Raw genomic sequence first — 16,434 nt, forward strand, 5'->3', positions numbered from 1 at the left:
GCGGACGTGGTCGTGCGCGGCTGGTCGTGCAGGTCTGGGTCGTGCGCGGCCTTCCCGGGCCGGCCGGGGTGTCCCCGACCGGCCCCCGGTGACGAACCGTGGGTCGTGGGCCTCAGCCCCCGTCGTGCCCCTCGTGCTCCTTGTCCTCGTGGCCTTCGTGGCCTTCGCCGTCGCCCTCGCCGCCTCCGCCGCCGGAGTGCGAGCCGTGCTCGGCGCCCGTCTCCACCGTGCCGCCGAGCCGGCCGCGCAGCGCCGTCACCACCTTCTCGTCGCCGACCGCGACCCACTTGCGCCCGACCAGGTAGGTGCCGCCGTAGTCGTTGGCCTCGTTGATCCATTCCCGCTGGCCGCGGTCGGTGGCGAAGGTGGCGAGGATGTACCTGCCGTCCGGCGTCACGCAGTTGGCCTGCCGCAGCTCGGCCGCGTCCGTCCGGATGGTCGGTTCGCAGTCGGCCCGGCGCGCGATCTCCTCCAGGCTGCCGGTCGCCGTCGGGGGCTCCTTCGCGTCCCCGCCGGCCCCGACACGCCCGTCGTCGCCGCCTGTCGATGAGCAGGCGGCGGCCAGGGCGAGGACCACAACTGCCAGTCCTGTCCGGGCCGCCCGCCGCGTACTGGTGTTCTTGCTCGTCCGCATCCGGCCATGGTGCACTCCCGCCCCCTCTTCGCGCGACGGAACCGCGGGTAACGTGCGCTGCGCACGCACCTGTTGTCGCTTGAGCAACACGGAGGAGCGCTGATGAACGAGCTGTCGAGACGTACGCTGCTGGGCACGGCAGGAGCGGTCGGGGCAGGCGCGGTACTCGCCGCGCACACCCCGGCCGTCGCGTCTTCGGGACCCGCTGCGGTCCCCGCCGCCCGTGCGGCGCAGCCCGAGGAGGCCGCCGGCGCCGCGCTCGCGGCGCTGCGGCGGCTGCTGCCCGAGCACGCGGATCAGTTCCGGCTGCGGGTGCTGGGCGGCGCGGAGCGGTTCCGCGTCACCGGTTCGACGGGACGCGTCGAGGTGGCCGGTACGAGCGCGGCCGTGCTGCTGACCGGCGTCCACTGGTACCTCAAGTACGTCTGCCGGGTGCACATCTCGTGGTCCGGCTCCCAGCTCGACCTGCCCCGCCGGCTGCCCGCGCCGCACGCGCCGCTGGAACGCGCGGCGACCGTCCCGCACCGGTTCGCGTACAACGACACCCACGACGGCTACACCGCCCCCTACGCCGACTGGCCGCGCTGGGAGCGGCTGCTGGACGTGCTGGCCCTGCACGGCTGCAACGAGGTGCTGGTGACGCCGGGCCAGGAGGCGGTCTACCACCGGCTGCTGATGGACTTCGGCTACTCGGACACCGAGGCGCGCACCTGGCTGCCCGCGCCCTCGCACCAGCCGTGGTGGCTGCTGCAGAACATGAGCGAGTACGGCGGCCCGATGTCCACCGCCCTCATCGAGCGCCGCACCGAGCTGGGCCGCAGGATCGCCGACCGGATGCGGGAGCTGGGCATGCGCCCGGTGCTGCCCGGCTACTTCGGCACCGTCCCGGACGGCTTCCCGGGCCGCAATCCGGGCAGCGACGCGCGCGTGATCCCGCAGGGCACCTGGAACGGCCTGCGCCGCCCCGACTGGCTCGACCCGCGCACGCGGGCCTTCGCCGACGTCGCCGCGGCCTTCTACCGGCACCAGGCCGAACTGTTCGGCGACGTCTCCTACTTCAAGATGGACCTGCTGCACGAGGGCGGCACGGCGGGCGACGTGCCGGTCCCGGACGCCGCTCGCGCCGTGGAGAGCGCGCTGCACACGGCCCGGCCGGACGCGACGTGGGTGATCCTCGGCTGGCAGGCCAATCCGCGACCGGCGCTGCTGGACGCCATCGACACCGACCGGGTGCTCATCGTCGACGGCCTGTCCGACCTGGACACGGTCACGGACCGGGAGACGCAGTGGCGCGGCGCGCCGTACGCCTTCGGCACGATCCCCAACTTCGGCGGCCGTACGACGATCGGCGCGAACACGGACCGGTGGACGGAGAAGTTCACGGCCTGGCGCGACAAGCCCGGCAGCGCGCTGGTGGGCACCGCGTACATGCCGGAGGCGGCGGAGCGGGACCCTGCGGCGCTGGAGCTGTTCAGCGAACTGGCCTGGCGCGAGGAGACGATCGACCGGGACGCGTGGTTCGCCGAGTACGCGCACATCCGTTACGGCCGTGCCGACCGCTCGGCGCGGTCCGCGTTCGCCGCGCTGGCCGCGACCGCGTACAAGCTCACCAGCACCGACGGCCGGCCGTACGACTCGCTGTTCTGCCGCCGCCCGGGCCTCACCTACTCGATCGGGACGGCCTTCGACCCGGCGAGCTTCGACCGGGCCTTCGCCGCGCTGCTGGACGTACGGCCGCCGCTGCGGGACTCGGACGCCTACCGCCACGATGTGACCGACCTGGCGCGGCAGGCGCTGGCCAACCGCTCGCGCACCCTCCAACTGCCACTGCGCACCGCGTACCTCAACAAGGACGTCGAGACCTTCCGCGCGATCGCCGCGCTGTGGGTGAAGCTGATGCGGCTGAGCGACACGATGGCGGGCTGCCACCGCGCCTTCCTGCTGGGGCCGTGGCTGGAGGACGCCAAGCGGCTCGCCACCAGCCCCGAGGAGGCGGTGGAGCTGGAGCGCACGGCCCGGGCGCTGATCACCACCTGGGCGGGCCGGTCGGCCGCGAACCAGCTCAGCAACTACGCCAACCGGGACTGGCAGGGGCTGATGGCCGACGTCCACGTGCCCCAGTGGGAGGAGTACCTGACCGAGCAGGCCGACGCGATGGCCGAGGGCAGGGCGCCGCGGTCGTTCGACTGGTACCCGGCCGAGGAGGCGTGGACCATGGACCGGCGGGCGTACCCGGTGCGGCCGACGGGCGACGCGTACCGCACGGCCCAGCGGGTGTACGACACCCTGGCCGCCGCGCCGTACCAGGGGTTCGTCACCGTGCGGGTCGAGCCGTCGGCGTTCAGCCCGGGCAGTACGGGCACGGTGACGGCCTCGTTCCGCAACCTCAGCGGGCTGCGGGCGACGGGCCGGGTGGACCTGGAGCTGACCGGCCTTGATGCCGAACCGCAGGGCGCCGCGCATCTGGAGAGCGTGGCCGCGGGCGGCAGCGGCGAGGTGGCCTGGCGGGTGACGGCGCCGGACGAGCCGCTGACGGAGCCGCTGGTGCCGATGCCGTACGCGCTGACGACGCGGTACGGGCCGGCCGACGAGGAGCGGGTGGCGGTCACCCAGCGCAGCAGTGTGCACCTGGCGGCGCCGCTGGACCCCGAGTGGCGCACCTTCACGTCCAACGCGGCGGTGTTCGGGCAGCTCGGCGACCGGCTGGCCGTCAACGGGGCGGGCAACGACCTGTGGCGGGGCACGACGCAGTTCGGCACCGCGTACCGCGAGGGCGCGATGGGCGAGGGCGTCAGCGTGCTGCTGCGGGTGGACGCGCAGGAGGTGACGGGCAGTTGGGCGCGGGCGGGCATCGTCGTGCGCAACGCGCTCGGGAGCCCGGGCGACGCGGGCTTCGTGAACCTGGCCGTGACGCCGGGGCAGGGCGTCGTGCTGTCGTACGACACGAACGGCGACGGCACGCTCGACACCTACCGGCGTATCACCGGGGTCCGGGCTCCGGTGCTGCTGCGGCTGACGCGGAACGCGGGGGCGTCGTTCACCGGCGCGTGTTCCACCGACGGCGGGACGACGTGGCGGACCGTCGCCACGGTGACGGTGCCGGGCGCGGCGGCGCGGCAGGACGCCGGGTTCTTCATGAGCGCGGTGAACGGCGGCAGCGGGGCGCGCGGGACGGTGCGGTTCAGCGGGTGGTCGGTGCGGTTCAGTGGGGCGCTGCCGGGAGGTGTCGCGTCCGCCGGCTGACATCCGGGGCGCATACATTCCGCTCCATGAACGCGATCCCGTCCACCACCGTGGCCAATCTCCGTGATCTCGGCGGCATCCCGCTGGCGGGCGGCGGCACGGTGCGCAGCGGGGTGCTACTGCGCTCCGGTCAGCTGCACCGGCTCGACCTGGCCGCGGATCCGGTGGTCGCCGCGCTCGGTGTGCGTACGGTGGTCGACTTCCGTACGGCGGCCGAGCGCGACGCCCGCCCGGACCGGGTGCCGCCGGGCGGGCGGCTCCTGCTCGCCGACGTGCTCGCGGACCAGGTCGCCGCCGGCCGGATGCCGGCGGCGGCGCGGCTGCGGCAGCTGCTGGCCGACCCGGCCGCCGCCGAGCAGGAGCTCGGCGGCGACCGGGGCCGGGAGATGTTCGAGTCGATCTACCGGGCGTTCGTGACGACGGACTCGGCGCGGGCGTCCTACGCGGCGTTCCTCAACGAGCTGGCCGAGCCGGGCGCCACGCCGCTGCTGTTCCACTGTACGGCGGGCAAGGACCGCACGGGCTGGGCGGCGACGATCGTGCTCGGCGTACTGGGCGCGTCGCCGGAGGCGGTGCGGGCGGAGTACCTGTCGGTCAACGCGGCGGTGCGGGAGGCGTTCGCGCCGCTGGTGGAGGGCTTCACCCTGCAGGGCGGCCGCCCGGAGACGGCGCTGGGCATCATCGGCGTGGCTCCGGAGTACCTGGCGGCGGCCCTGGACGAGGTCGACGCGCGGTACGGCTCGATGGAGGCGTACGTGACGGAGGGGCTGGGTGTGACCCCGTCGACGCTGACCCGCCTCCGCGCACACCTCACGTCCCGCTGAGGCGCGGGCCGTGGGCGTGGCGGCACGTCGGGGCGGGCTTGGTGACCATAGGACGATTCGCTCGTTCTGCTGAATGTGCGACCTCAGGATGCCGTCACCGCAGCAGACACCCCTGTTCTCCCGCCGCCGGTCCCCCTCGGGAGCCAGGTCGGTGTCGAGGAGGCGGAGGCCGCGCTCGTCGAGCACTATCCGCGGCTCGTGCGGATCGCCTACCTCGTCCTGCCGCCGACGCTCGGCCGTAACCGCCGCGTGCTGACGGCGCACGCCATCGCGCAGCGGTCACTGCCGCGCGGCCGGGGCACGGTCCCCGGCGGTGCCGCCCTACCGCGCGCCCGGCGGCCGGAAGGAAGCCCGGATCCCGGCTACGCGTTCGTACGGGACCGGGTGCTGCGCCAGGCGCTGGAGGCCGGGCTGCCGTTGCGGCGCCTGGCCCGGCCGCGGCGCGCCCAGTTGCCGCCGCTGCTGCCGCACATCTGGGGCCTGCGGGTCTTCCCCCGCTCCGGCGGCGCGGACGAACTCGCCCTGGACCAGCGGCTGTCCGCGCTCAGCGGCCCCGCCCGGGCGGCCTACGTGCTGCGCGGCCTCGAACGGCTCCCGGACCCGCAGGTGCGTGACGTCCTCGCCGCCGCGGGCGCGGCGGCCCCGGGGGCGGCGCTCGCGGAGGCGGACGCGGTGCCGGGCGGGAAGAAGGCGGCGGCCCTGCTCGGCTCGCCCGAGTTCGACCCGTGCTCCCTTCAGGTGCGGCCCACGGATCTGATGCGCCGTCGCCGGCACGCCACGGCCGGCCTGGTGGCCGTGGCGGCCCTCGCGGTGTGCGCGGCGCTGCTGGGGCTGCCGGACGGCGGGTGGCGGGCGGAGAGCGCGGCGGCCCCGCTCTACGCCCGCAATCCGGCGGCCGAGGCCGCGCTCGACCCGGACAGGCTGACACGGGTCGTGCCCGGCGCCTGGCGGCACTCCACGCGGCGGGACTTCTCGGTGTGGCCCGCGCGCGGCCGGCTCGTGGACGACCGCGGTCTGCTGCGGCGGGCGCTCGCGGTGTGGGCGCGGCCGGGTGCCACGGTCCAGGTGTCGGCGACGCCGGGCACGCCGTCCGGCCCGCCGATGGGACCGTCGCACCTGCTGTTCGCGGGCGAGGCCGGCGCGGCGCGGGTGGTGCTGCTCCACGACGGCCTGCGGGTGGCGCGTTACGCCGAGCCGCGCGACGGCTCCCCGGGCGCGGCGCTGGACTTCGCGCGGACGGACGGCGCGGACGCCGCATCGGCCGCGGCGCTCGTCGTGGTCCGCGCGGGCGCCGACGTCCGTTACCTGACGGCACCGTGGGTGCGGGACGTGTCCGTACGGGACCTGCTCGCGCCGACGGCCCGGCCGCGACCGCTCCCGCGGGACACCCACGGGCTCACCGCACCGCTCCCCAGCCCCGCGCAGGTCCGTGCCTGCCATGCGTGGCACGCGCTGGAGGCGGTCGAGGCGGGCGGCGGGGCCCGCGTGCTGACCGACCTCGGCGAACTGACGCCCGCGCGGCTCACCTTCGGCCCGCCCGCCGCCCCCAAGGACGCCACCGGACGGGCAGCCCGGTCGTCCTGGGCGCGTACGGCCTGTTCGCTGGCCGGGGTGCGCTCGCACGGCGTGCGCAGCGTCAACGCCTGGGAGTACGCCCACCAGAGACTGCCGGAGGCCAACGGCACGGCCACCTGGCTGTGCACCCGGGCCGAGACCTGGCGGGGCGGCGGCGGCCGGGTGATGGCCCAGTTCCACCCCCCGGCCGACCGTCCCGCGGCGCCGGGCACGGTGGTGGCGCGGGCGGAGGACGCGCCGGCGTGCGGAGTGCGCGAGCCGCGGGCGCTGGCGGGCGTGCTGTGGCAGTCGCAGGCGGGCCAGTGGTACGTACTGGCGGCCGGCAGCGGCCAGTACGCCTCGCTGACCGTCTCGGGCGGGGCGGCGGGCGAGAGCGACGGCCCTCTGCTGGCGGTACGGGCGCGCGAGGGCACACGGGCGGAGCTGAACGGCCGGCTCACGGACGGCACCCTGGTCAGCGCCCTGCACTGAACGGGCACGGGGGCCACGACAGGCTCGCGCCCGGGCCCCGTATGTAGGGTGTCGGCATGACGACCGGAGTGCGGCGCAGGATGGGCGTCGAGGAGCGCAGGCAGCAGCTGATCGGTGTGGCGCTGGAGCTGTTCAGCCACCGCTCGCCCGACGACGTCTCCATCGACGAGATCGCGGCGGCCGCGGGCATCTCCCGGCCGCTCGTCTATCACTACTTCCCCGGCAAACAGAGCCTGTACGAGGCGGCGTTGCGCCGGGCGGCCGACGAGCTGGCCCGGCGGTTCGAGGAGCCGCACGAGGGACCGCTCGGGGCGCGGCTGCTGCGGGTGATGGGCCGCTTCTTCGACTTCGTCGACCAACACGGCCCGGGCTTCTCGGCGTTGATGCGCGGCGGCCCCGCCGTCGGCTCGTCCACGACCAACGCGATGATCGACGAGGTGCGGCAGGCCGCGTTCGACCAGATCCTCGCGCACCTGGGGATCGAGACGCCGTCGCCGCGGCTGGAACTCGTCGTCCGCTCCTGGGTCTCGCTCGCCGAGTCGACCGCGCTGCTGTGGCTGGACGGCCGCAGCATCCCGCGCGCCGAGCTCGAGCTCCAGCTCGTGCACGACTTCGCGGCGCTGGCCGCGGTGAGCGCGGCGTACGACGAGGAGATGGCGCGGGTCCTGACGGACATGCTGGCGGACGAGCCGGCCGACGGCCCGTTCGGCGACCTCGTCGCCCGCCTGCTGTCACTCGCGCCCGCGCCGGCGCAGGTCCCCGCCCAGCGCTCCCGCTGACCGCAGCGGCGTCCGCTGACGGTTGCCGCCGGCCTCCCTGGGGGCGGACCCGGGCCGTGTCCGACCGGGGCCGTGCCCGTTGACGGTTGCCCCCGGCCTCCCTGGGGGCGGACTGGGGCCATGTGCGACCGGGGTCGGCCGGCATCATGACTCCGTGATCACCGGGTAGCACCTGCCGGGCGCCTGAGGCGCGCACCCCGGGGCGCTCCTGCGTCACCCTGACGGGCCGCTCATCCACAAGGTGTACCCCGTGTGACGCGAACCCGTCCGAGGGATGATCAGTGTGGGCCGTTTATCTGGCAGACTCTCGTCCCATGGGTGAAGCGACCGTGAAGACTCTGGACAGCCGGACGGCGACCCCGTCACCCATAGCGGACGACGAGGCCACGGCCGAATCGACCCATACCACACAAGTCCGGCGCGCTCCCCGGTCGCCGCGCCGCCCCCGCATCTGGTTCGAAATCCTGCTGATCGCGGTGAGTTACTGGACGTACTCGCTCATCCGCAACGCCGTACCCGAGCAGCGCACCCAGGCCCTGCGCAACGCGGACTGGATCTGGGAGGCCGAGAGGACCCTCGGCATAGCAGTGGAGCAGTCGGTCAACCACGCCGTGAACTCGGTGACATGGCTGATCGTGTCCATGAATTACTACTACGCGACACTGCACTTCGTGGTCACCATCGGTGTGCTGGTGTGGCTGTACCGCGGACACCCCGGCCGTTACGCCGCCGCCCGGCTCGTCCTGTTCTCCACCACCGGTGTGGCGCTGGTCGGTTACTACCTGTATCCGCTCGCGCCGCCGCGCTTGATGAACGGGCAGCACTTCATCGACACCGTCCTGGTCCACCAGACCTGGGGCTCGATGGCGTCGGGCAACTTCAAGAACATGTCGAACCAGTACGCGGCCATGCCCTCGATGCACATCGGCTGGTCGCTGTGGTGCGGCCTGGTCATCTGCGCGCTGGCGACGGCCCCGTGGGCGAGGATCCTCGGCGCGCTGTACCCGACCCTGACGCTGGTCGTCATCGTGGCCACGGCGAACCACTTCTGGCTGGACGCGGTGGGCGGCATGATCTGCCTGGCGTTCGGCTACGGGGTGTCGTACGCCTGGTACCGGGCACTGCCGCAGGGTCTGCCGCGGCTCGTCCCGGCTGACCTCAACAGGCCCCGCACCCCCGTCTCCGCCCGCCTGGGCCGCCTGCGGGCCTGACGCCCGCGTCCCTCCCCCGAGCGCAACACCGTCCCTCCGGCCTGCCTGCCTTACCCGGCTTTTACCCTGAGCGTGCTCAGAACCCGTGGTGGGTCCCGAGCATGCGCAGAACCCAGTGGTGGGTTTGGGGAGGGCCGGACGCCGTGCGTCCGGAAACAGGGAGGGACAGCACGTGAAGCTCAGGCGTATGGCCGTCGTCGCGGCCGCCGCGGTCGTGGGGCCGACCGTTCTCACAGCGACGCCCGCGATGGCCCAGGACAACCCGGCCGTCACGGTCCCGGACACCGCTCCGAAGGACGACTCGGCCCCGGTCACGAAGGAGCCCGAGGCTCCCGTGACGGAGGCTCCCGAGGACGAGGCCCCGGTGACGCAGCCTCCGGCCGAGGAGGACCCGGCGGCCCCGGCGCCGGCTCCGGCCCCCGGGAAGCCCGCCGTGGAGAAGCCGGCCGAGCAGGCCCCGCCGAGCAGCACGAAGGACTTCCGCGAGGGCCCGGCGATCTACGCGTCGGGCATCCCGGACTCCTTCGAGCCCGGAGGCGCCCCCGGTGACTTCACCGTCGCCGTCGGCAACACGGGCCTCGGCCGGGTCACCGACTACGTGCCCGCCGTCGGCATCTCCGACGCCCAGGGCAAGCTGAAGGCGTCCCAGATCACGGCCGAGGTCCGCGGCGCCGACGGGACCTGGAAGCCCGTCGCACTGCGTCTCGACCGGGGCCCCGGCGTCTTCGAGTTCGAGCTCGGTTCCCGGACCGTCGAGGCGGAGCAGGTGTTCCGCACCGACGTGCGCGTCAGCTTCGCCGCCGACGCCCCGCAGGTGCCGCTCGAGATCTACGTTCTCGGCGAGGGCCGGGACGCCGAGGGGCAGGTGCTGTCCGCCGCCTCGTGGTACGACACCGCGATCGGTTCCGGTGAGGACGGCGGCGGGGACGGCGGGGACGAGGACCCGGTGTACGTCGAGGGTCCCGACGTCTCCCTCGAAGGCGTCCCGGCGGGCGGCTTCACCGCCGGTGGCGACTGGCACGAGATGACGCTCCACGTCGACAACACCGGCATCGGCGACGTCGACGAGTACACCCTGGCCATGAACATCGGCCGCGGTCCGGGCCAGGGCGCCTGGCTCAAGAGCACGCAGATCCAGCTGGAGGCGTACGGCCTGGACGAGAACGACCAGGAGGGCTGGTACCCGGTCGACATCGAGGGCTCCGAGGAGATGCACGGCGGTGCCATCGGCACCGTGTCCCTGGAGGCCGGCGAGAAGACCGACATCCAGCTGCGGATGCGCTTCACGAAGGACACCGCGGCGGGGCCGGTCAGCCTCTCGACCTTCGGCTGGGCCCCGGAGTCCGAGTCCGGCGAGTGGATGTCGTCCGAGCCCCACACGTACCGCACCAAGATCGTCGCGGCCGGCACCCAGCCGGGCGGCGGCGAGGACGACGACACCAACGAGCCGGCCCCGCAGGGCGGCACCGGGACGGTCGTCGACGGGGGCGGCAGCGGCGCGCAGCTCGCCGAGACCGGCACCGACGCGGCCACCTCGTGGGCCCTCGGCGGCGCCGGCATCGCCGTCGCGATGGGCGCCGCCCTGGTCGCCGGCACCGGCCGCCACCGCCGCCCGTCCGCGGTGCAGTAACGGGTAACCGCGTCGACGAGTCGGGGCCCGCGCGCCTGCGCGCGGGCCCCTCTCCGTGCCGGCCGGCCCCCTCGTGGCAGCCGCCCGGCCGCCGAATCGATCGGCATCCCCTGCCGGCCGCCGGCGCCTCCGGGCCGCCGGGCCGGCCGGCCGACGTCCCCTGCAGGCCGCCGGCCCGTGGCCGGCATCGGGCAGTCGCGATCAGCGCTCAGCAGACGCCGTCGGCCTCACCGTCGCCGTCGGAATCGGGCTACCCGCCGTAGAACAGCTGCTCCACCACACCCCGCGCCCGCCGCGTCACCCGGCGGTAGTCGTCCAGCATGTCGCCCACGTGGCCCGGCCCGTAGCCCAGGTACCGGCCCACCGCTGCCAGTTCCCGGCCGTCGGAGGGGAACGTGTCGCCCGCCCGGCCCCGCACCACCATCACGCCGTTGCGCACCCGGGTGGCGAGCACCCACGCCTCGTCGAGCGTCGCCGCGTCAACGGCGGAGATCAGGCCGGCCTCCCGCGCCGCCGCCAGGGCCTCGCGGGTACGGGTGGTGCGCAGCCCCGGCTCCTTGCTGCCGTGGCGCATCTGGAGCAGCTGGACCGTCCACTCGACGTCGCTCAGGCCGCCGCGGCCCAGCTTGGTGTGGAGTGTCGGGTCGGCGCCGCGCGGCAGGCGTTCGGACTCCATGCGCGCCTTGAGCCGGCGGATCTCCCGTACGGCGTCCTCGCCGAGTCCGTTCTCCGGGTACCGCAGCGGATCGGCCAGTTCGACGAACCGGGCGCCCAGATCCGCGTCGCCGGCCATGGGACGCGCGCGCAGCAGGGCCTGGCTCTCCCACACGAGGCCCCAACGGCGGTAGTACGCCTCGTAGGAGGCGAGCGTGCGCACCATGGGCCCGCTCTTGCCCTCCGGCCGCAGGTCGGCGTCGATCAGCAGGGGCGGGTCGGCGGTGGGCAGCTGGAGCAGCCGCCGCATCTCGGTGACGACCGTGTTCGCGGCGCGCGCCGCCTCCTGTTCGTCCACGCCCTCGCGCGGCTCGTGCACGAACAGGACGTCGGCGTCGGAGCCGTAGCCCAGCTCACGGCCGCCGAAGCGGCCCATGCCGATGACCGCGAACCGGGTGGGCAGCGTGTCGCCCCACTGCTCGCGCACGGCGGCCCTGAGCGCGCCCGCGATCGTCGCCGCGGTCAGGTCCGTGACCGCCGTGCCGACCCGGTCGACGAGGGCTCCGGGGTCCGCCTCGGCGGGGCTGTCCTCAGTGCCGTACGAGGCGACGAGGTCGGCGGCGACCGTACGGAACAGCTCCCGGCGGCGCACCCCGCGGGCCGCGGCGACGGCGGCCTCGGCGCTGTCCGCGCGTCCGACGGCGGCGAGCACCTCCTGTTCGAGGTGGTCGCGCCCGCGTGACCCGAGGCCCTCGGGGTCCCCGAGGATCGCGACGGCCTCGGGGGCGCGCAGCAGCAGGTCGGGCGCGAGGCGGCCGGCGGACAGCACGCGGGCCAGGTTCTCGGCGGCGGCGCCCTCGTCGCGCAGCAGCCGCAGGTACCAGGGCGTCTTGCCGAGCGCGTCGGAGACCTTGCGGAAGCCGAGCAGGCCCGCGTCGGGGTCGGCGGAGTCGGCGAACCAGCCGAGCAGCACCGGCAGCAGCGTGCGCTGGATGGCGGCCTTGCGGGACACCCCCGACGACAGTGCCTCCAGGTGGCGCAGGGCAGCGGCGGGGTCGGCGTAGCCGAGGGCTTCGAGGCGCTGTCCGGCGGCCTTGGGGCTGAGCCGGGTCTCGCCGGGCGCGAGTTGGGCGACGGCGTCGAGCAGCGGCCGGTAGAACAGCTTCTCGTGGAGCCGCCGTACGACCGAGGCGTGCCGCTTCCACTCCCGGTTGAGGTCGGCGACCGGGTCGGTGCGCAGCCCGAGGGAACGGCCGAGGCGGCGCAGGTCGGCCTCCTGCTCGGGTACAAGGTGGGTGCGCCGCAGCCGGTAGAGCTGGATGCGGTGCTCCATGGCGCGCAGGAAGCGGTACGCGTCGTCGAGCTGGGCGGCGTCGGCCCGGCCGACGTATCCGCCGGCGGCGAGCGCCTGGAGCGCCTCCAGGGTCTTGCCGCTGTGCAGGGAGGCGTCGCTGCGGCCGTGGACGAGCTGGAGCAGCTGGACGGCGAACTCGACGTCGCGCAGCCCGCCGGGTCCGAGCTTGAGCTCGCGCTCGATCTGGGCCGCGGGGATGTTGTCGACGACGCGGCGGCGCATCTTCTGCACGTCGGCGACGAAGTTCTCGCGTTCGGCGGCCTGCCACACGAGCGGGGACACGGCGTCGACGTACTCCTCGCCCAGTGCCAGGTCCCCGGCGACGGGCCGCGCCTTGAGCAGCGCCTGGAACTCCCAGGTCTTGGCCCAGCGCTGGTAGTAGGCAAGGTGGCTGGACAGCGTGCGCACCAGCGGACCGTTGCGTCCCTCGGGGCGCAGGTTGGCGTCGACGGGCCAGATGGTGCCCTCGACGGTGGTCTCGGAGCAGATGCGCATCAGGTGCGAGGCGAGGCGGGTGGCGGCCTGGAGGGCCTTGCCCTCGTCGGTGCCGTTCGCCGGTTCACCCACGAAGATCACGTCGACGTCGGAGACGTAGTTCAGCTCGTGGCCGCCGCACTTGCCCATGGCGATGACGGCGAGGCGGCAGACGGCGGCGTCCTCGGGTGCGGCGGCGCGGGCGATGGCGAGCGCGGCGCGCAGGGTGGCGGTGGCGAGGTCGGCGAGTTCGGCGGCGGCCTCGGCGACGTCGGTGGTGCCGCACACGTCGCGGGCCGCTATGGCGAGCAGGCAGCGGCGGTAGGCGACGCGCAGCGACACGGGGTCGTCCGCCCCGGCGAGCCCGGCCTCGAACTCGGCCACGCCCGGGTGCAGGTCGGCGGACTCGTACGTGAACAGCGCCTGCCAGTCGCGGGGGTGGCGGGCCAGGTGGTCGCCGAGCGCCTCGGACGCGCCGAGGACGCCGAGCAGCCGGTCGCGCAGGGGCTTGGCGGTGACGAGGGTGTCGAGGAAGCGGCGGCGTTCGCCGTCCTGCTGGGCCTCCACCACGCGCACGAGGCCGCGCAGGGCGAGGTCGGGGTCGGCGGTGGCGCCGAACGCGTCGAGCAGCACGGGGTCGGCGCGGACGGGTGCCATGTCGGGGAGGTCGAGCAGCCGCTCGGCGGCGGAGGGGTCGGTGAATCCGTGCCGAAGGAGTCGCGTGAAGGTGCTGCTTCTGCGCCCCGGCGCCGTCATCCCGGTCTCCTGTCGTCGCCCCTCGCCCTGCTCGGCGTGCCGGTTCGAGCCTAGCCCCCACCGCCGGACCCCGGCCCGGCGGACCGCGCGGGGTCCGGCGTGGCGCGGAACGAAACGGCGCGAAGCAGGACGTGCGCAACAGAACCTGCGGAATGTGACGTACGAGGCGCGTGAGATACGCCATGTTCCGGCCACAACACGCGCGATGAACCGCATGCTCGGTATTCCCGTCTTCACGGCAGGCCGGTGCCGATCTTCGTGCCCTTGTGCGACGGGCCGACCTTCTTGCCCGTACGCAACGGGCCGATCTTCGTGCCCGTACGCGACGGGCCGCACGACGCGCGCCGGCCGGAACCTTGTCCGCTGGAATCCTGAACACCGAAGGCACCACCGCAATGCGCTCGTCCGGGCCCCGCCGCCGCTTCACCCTGCTCTCCCGTCGAGGCCCGACGGCAGCCCTGCTGATCGCCCCGATCGCCGTGGCCGGCTGGCTCCACGGTGCCGATGCCGCCGGCTCCGGCGGGACGCGCAACGCACCGAGGGTGCAGACGTCCCGGCCGGCGACCGTCCAGGAGACCCCGCCGCCCGCGGGGCCCGCCCCCACGTCCGTGGTGCAGATCGTCGCGCACCCCGACGACGACCTGTTCTTCATGAACCCCGACACCCGCCAGTCGGTCGACTCCCGTTCCCGGCTGACGTCCGTCTACCTGACGGCGGGCGAGTCCGACGGCGTCAACGCGGCCCGCACCGGCCCGTTCGCCCCGTCCGCCCGGCCCGCCGCCGACAAGGCCCGGTACGCGGAGGCGCGGCAGAACGGCATACGCGCCGCGTACGCGGAGATGGCGACCGGCGACCGGACCAGCCCGTGGCGGCGTACCGCGATACCGACCGCGGGCGGCGGCACCGCCGAGCTGGACATGCTCGTGGCCCGTCCGGAGATGTCCCTGGTGTGGGTCCAGCTGCGGGAGGCGGGCTCCATCACCGGCGACCGGCCCGTCAGCCTGCACGGGCTGTGGGACGGCCGGATCTCCGAGCTGCCCTCGCAGCTGGCGTCGGGCTCGCCGGTGAAGCGGGACTTCGCGTACAGCAAGGCGGAGGTCGTCGACACGGTCGCGGGGCTGCTGAAGCGGTTCGCACCCACGCATGTACGGATGCAGGACCCGACGCCGGGCCTGGTTGCCGGGACGGACCGGCCCACCGACCACCAGGACCACCTCTTCGGCGCGCGGTTCGCGCAGGCGGCGCTCGCTCAGTACGCGGCGACGCCCGGCCATCCGGCGTTCAGCGTCCAGAACTACCTCGGCTACTTCACCAGCGGTCTGCCGCGCACGCTCGACCCGGAATCGGCGGCCGCCAAGCTGCGCACGATGCACACGTACGCGTGGATGGACGACCGGAACTACTGCGGTGCCGAGGCGGGCTGCGGCGACCGCAAGGTGGCGGCACGGCCCGGCGGCCACGGCTGGACGCAGTCCATCCGCTACACCCGCGGCGAGTCGACGTCCTGGGTGCAGCCCGGACGCGGGCGCGAACTGTGGGCCTTCTCGGTCCTCGACACACGGCTCGCGGTCTGGCACCGCGACGCGCGGGGCGACTGGACCGGTCCCGAGCTGCTGCCCGGCACGGGTCTGGACAGCGGTGTCACGTCCGTCCGCCTCGCGGACGGCCGGATCGCGGTGTTCGCGACCCGTACGCACCTCGGCGCGGGCCCCGCCGACTACCGCCGTGTGGTGGTCACGGCGGTGCAGCGCACACCGGGCGGCGCGTTCGGCCCGTGGCACTCGCTCGGCACGCCGGAGAGGGACGACGCGTCCGGGCTCTCCGACATCTCCGCCCCGGCGGCGACGGTCGACAAGGCGGGCCGGATCACGGTCTACCTGCGCAACGGCCACTACTCGCTCAGTTCGGTCTCCCAGCGCCTCGACGGCTCCTGGTCGTCCTGGCGCGAGCGCGGCGGCCGCGACCTGCACGGCGACCCGGCCGTGGCGTCCGACGCGAGCGGCCGCCAGCACGTCTTCGTCGGCACACCGCGGTCGGTGGTGTCCTGGACCCAGGCGAGGCCGGGCGCACCGCTGAGCGGCCCCACGGCGACGGGGCTGCCGCCGACGACGCTGACGCTGAGCGCGGCACCCGACGGCGACGGCGTACGGCTCTGGTTCCGCAGGCCCGCGTCCGGCGCGGTCCGCACGGTCCGCTTCTCGGGCCCGGTGGCCTCGCCGGTGACCGAGCTCGGCGGCGTCACGGGCTTCGGCCCGGTCAGCGCGTCGGGCCCCGGTCACGCGCTGCTGACGGTCCGCTCCGGGACGGGCGTACCGGGCACGTACCTGCCGGCACCGGGCGGCACGGGCACGGCGGGCCGGTCGGCCGGCACACCGGGGTGGCGGTCGGGCGGGCCGCTGTTCGTGGGCGCTCCGGCGGGCGCGGAGACGGGCGTGGGCGCGATCGGCCAGGACGGGCGGCTGTACTGGTCCCGCCCCGGGGCGCCGGAGACGTGGCGGCCGGTGCGCTGAGGGTTCGTGGTCCTCACGGCCGAGTCGACGAACGCGCTCGGCGAGGGCGACGACGTGGTGGTCGAGGGCGAGGCGGTCCGCGTCACGGACGAGGCCGCGCTGCGCACGCTTGCGCGGCTGCGGGTCGAGAAGTACGGCGAGAACTGGACATTCGAGGTCCGTGACGGCGTGTTCGCGCACGCGGTGGGCGAAGCTTTGGTATTCCGGGTGGCGCCGCGGAAGGCGTTCGGTTTCCCCAGGGGGAGCCGTACAGCCAGACCCGCGCCGGAGTTTCACCGGCTGACCCGCGTTCCCGGCTCCTCGCTCCTTTGACCACGTA

At 74.6% G+C, this 16,434-nt stretch carries 10 protein-coding genes; 8 read left to right on the plus strand and 2 right to left on the minus strand.

The window, feature by feature from the left end; translation table 11 throughout:
* Window positions 1–112: 112 nt before the first annotated feature.
* Window positions 113–634: a hypothetical protein gene (locus ACLB9X_RS02005; RefSeq protein WP_410358419.1), complete on the minus strand. Its 522-nt coding sequence runs from the start codon at window positions 632–634 to the stop codon at window positions 113–115.
* Between the two features lie 102 nt (window positions 635–736).
* Between ACLB9X_RS02005 and ACLB9X_RS02010 the strand changes: the two genes are divergently transcribed.
* The 6 genes from ACLB9X_RS02010 (at window position 737) to ACLB9X_RS02035 (ending at window position 10,367) form a co-directional block, all read left to right on the plus strand.
* A complete protein-coding gene (locus ACLB9X_RS02010; protein WP_410358420.1) occupies window positions 737–3,877 on the plus strand; it encodes an alpha-N-acetylglucosaminidase in 3,141 nt (1,046 codons plus the stop codon).
* Window positions 3,878–3,903: 26 nt separating this feature from the next.
* Entirely contained in the window at window positions 3,904–4,701 is a 798-nt protein-coding gene (locus ACLB9X_RS02015; RefSeq protein WP_410358421.1) for a tyrosine-protein phosphatase, read from the plus strand.
* A 66-nt stretch (window positions 4,702–4,767) separates the two neighbouring features.
* The gene (locus ACLB9X_RS02020; RefSeq protein ID WP_410358608.1) at window positions 4,768–6,747 is read left to right on the plus strand and encodes a hypothetical protein; all 1,980 of its coding nucleotides are present in this window, start codon (window positions 4,768–4,770) and stop codon (window positions 6,745–6,747) included.
* Window positions 6,748–6,803: 56 nt separating this feature from the next.
* Window positions 6,804–7,526 carry a TetR/AcrR family transcriptional regulator gene (locus ACLB9X_RS02025; RefSeq protein WP_410358422.1) on the plus strand — a complete coding sequence of 241 codons (723 nt, stop codon included), beginning with the start codon at window positions 6,804–6,806 and terminating at the stop codon, window positions 7,524–7,526.
* A 314-nt stretch (window positions 7,527–7,840) separates the two neighbouring features.
* A complete protein-coding gene (locus tag ACLB9X_RS02030; RefSeq protein WP_410358423.1) occupies window positions 7,841–8,737 on the plus strand; it encodes a phosphatase PAP2 family protein in 897 nt (298 codons plus the stop codon).
* Between the two features lie 172 nt (window positions 8,738–8,909).
* Complete coding sequence (locus ACLB9X_RS02035; RefSeq protein WP_410358424.1) at window positions 8,910–10,367, plus strand: hypothetical protein; 1,458 nt, start codon at window positions 8,910–8,912, stop codon at window positions 10,365–10,367.
* A 250-nt stretch (window positions 10,368–10,617) separates the two neighbouring features.
* Here the strand turns inward: ACLB9X_RS02035 and ACLB9X_RS02040 are convergent, their stop codons facing one another.
* On the minus strand, window positions 10,618–13,605 hold the full coding sequence (locus ACLB9X_RS02040) for a bifunctional [glutamine synthetase] adenylyltransferase/[glutamine synthetase]-adenylyl-L-tyrosine phosphorylase (protein WP_410358425.1): 2,988 nt from the start codon (window positions 13,603–13,605) through the stop codon (window positions 10,618–10,620).
* 395 nt (window positions 13,606–14,000) lie between these two features.
* On the opposite strand from ACLB9X_RS02040, the gene ACLB9X_RS02045 reads away from it, so the two are divergent.
* Window positions 14,001–16,115, plus strand: coding sequence for a PIG-L family deacetylase (locus tag ACLB9X_RS02045; RefSeq protein ID WP_410358426.1), 2,115 nt, complete (start codon window positions 14,001–14,003; stop codon window positions 16,113–16,115).
* Between the two features lie 6 nt (window positions 16,116–16,121).
* A complete protein-coding gene (locus ACLB9X_RS02050; protein ID WP_410358427.1) occupies window positions 16,122–16,427 on the plus strand; it encodes a hypothetical protein in 306 nt (101 codons plus the stop codon).
* Window positions 16,428–16,434 lie beyond the last annotated feature (7 nt).

This window comes from Streptomyces sp. 5K101 (assembly GCF_046506645.1).
Lineage (GTDB): Bacteria > Actinomycetota > Actinomycetes > Streptomycetales > Streptomycetaceae > Streptomyces.

Coding starts and splice junctions, on each gene's coding strand:
- ACLB9X_RS02005 (WP_410358419.1), bottom strand. CDS start 634: ATGCGGACGAGCAAGAACACCAGTACGCGGCGGGCGGCCCGGACAGGA.
- ACLB9X_RS02010 (WP_410358420.1), top strand. CDS start 737: ATGAACGAGCTGTCGAGACGTACGCTGCTGGGCACGGCAGGAGCGGTC.
- ACLB9X_RS02015 (WP_410358421.1), top strand. CDS start 3,904: ATGAACGCGATCCCGTCCACCACCGTGGCCAATCTCCGTGATCTCGGC.
- ACLB9X_RS02025 (WP_410358422.1), top strand. CDS start 6,804: ATGACGACCGGAGTGCGGCGCAGGATGGGCGTCGAGGAGCGCAGGCAG.
- ACLB9X_RS02030 (WP_410358423.1), top strand. CDS start 7,841: ATGGGTGAAGCGACCGTGAAGACTCTGGACAGCCGGACGGCGACCCCG.
- ACLB9X_RS02040 (WP_410358425.1), bottom strand. CDS start 13,605: ATGACGGCGCCGGGGCGCAGAAGCAGCACCTTCACGCGACTCCTTCGG.
- ACLB9X_RS02045 (WP_410358426.1), top strand. CDS start 14,001: ATGCGCTCGTCCGGGCCCCGCCGCCGCTTCACCCTGCTCTCCCGTCGA.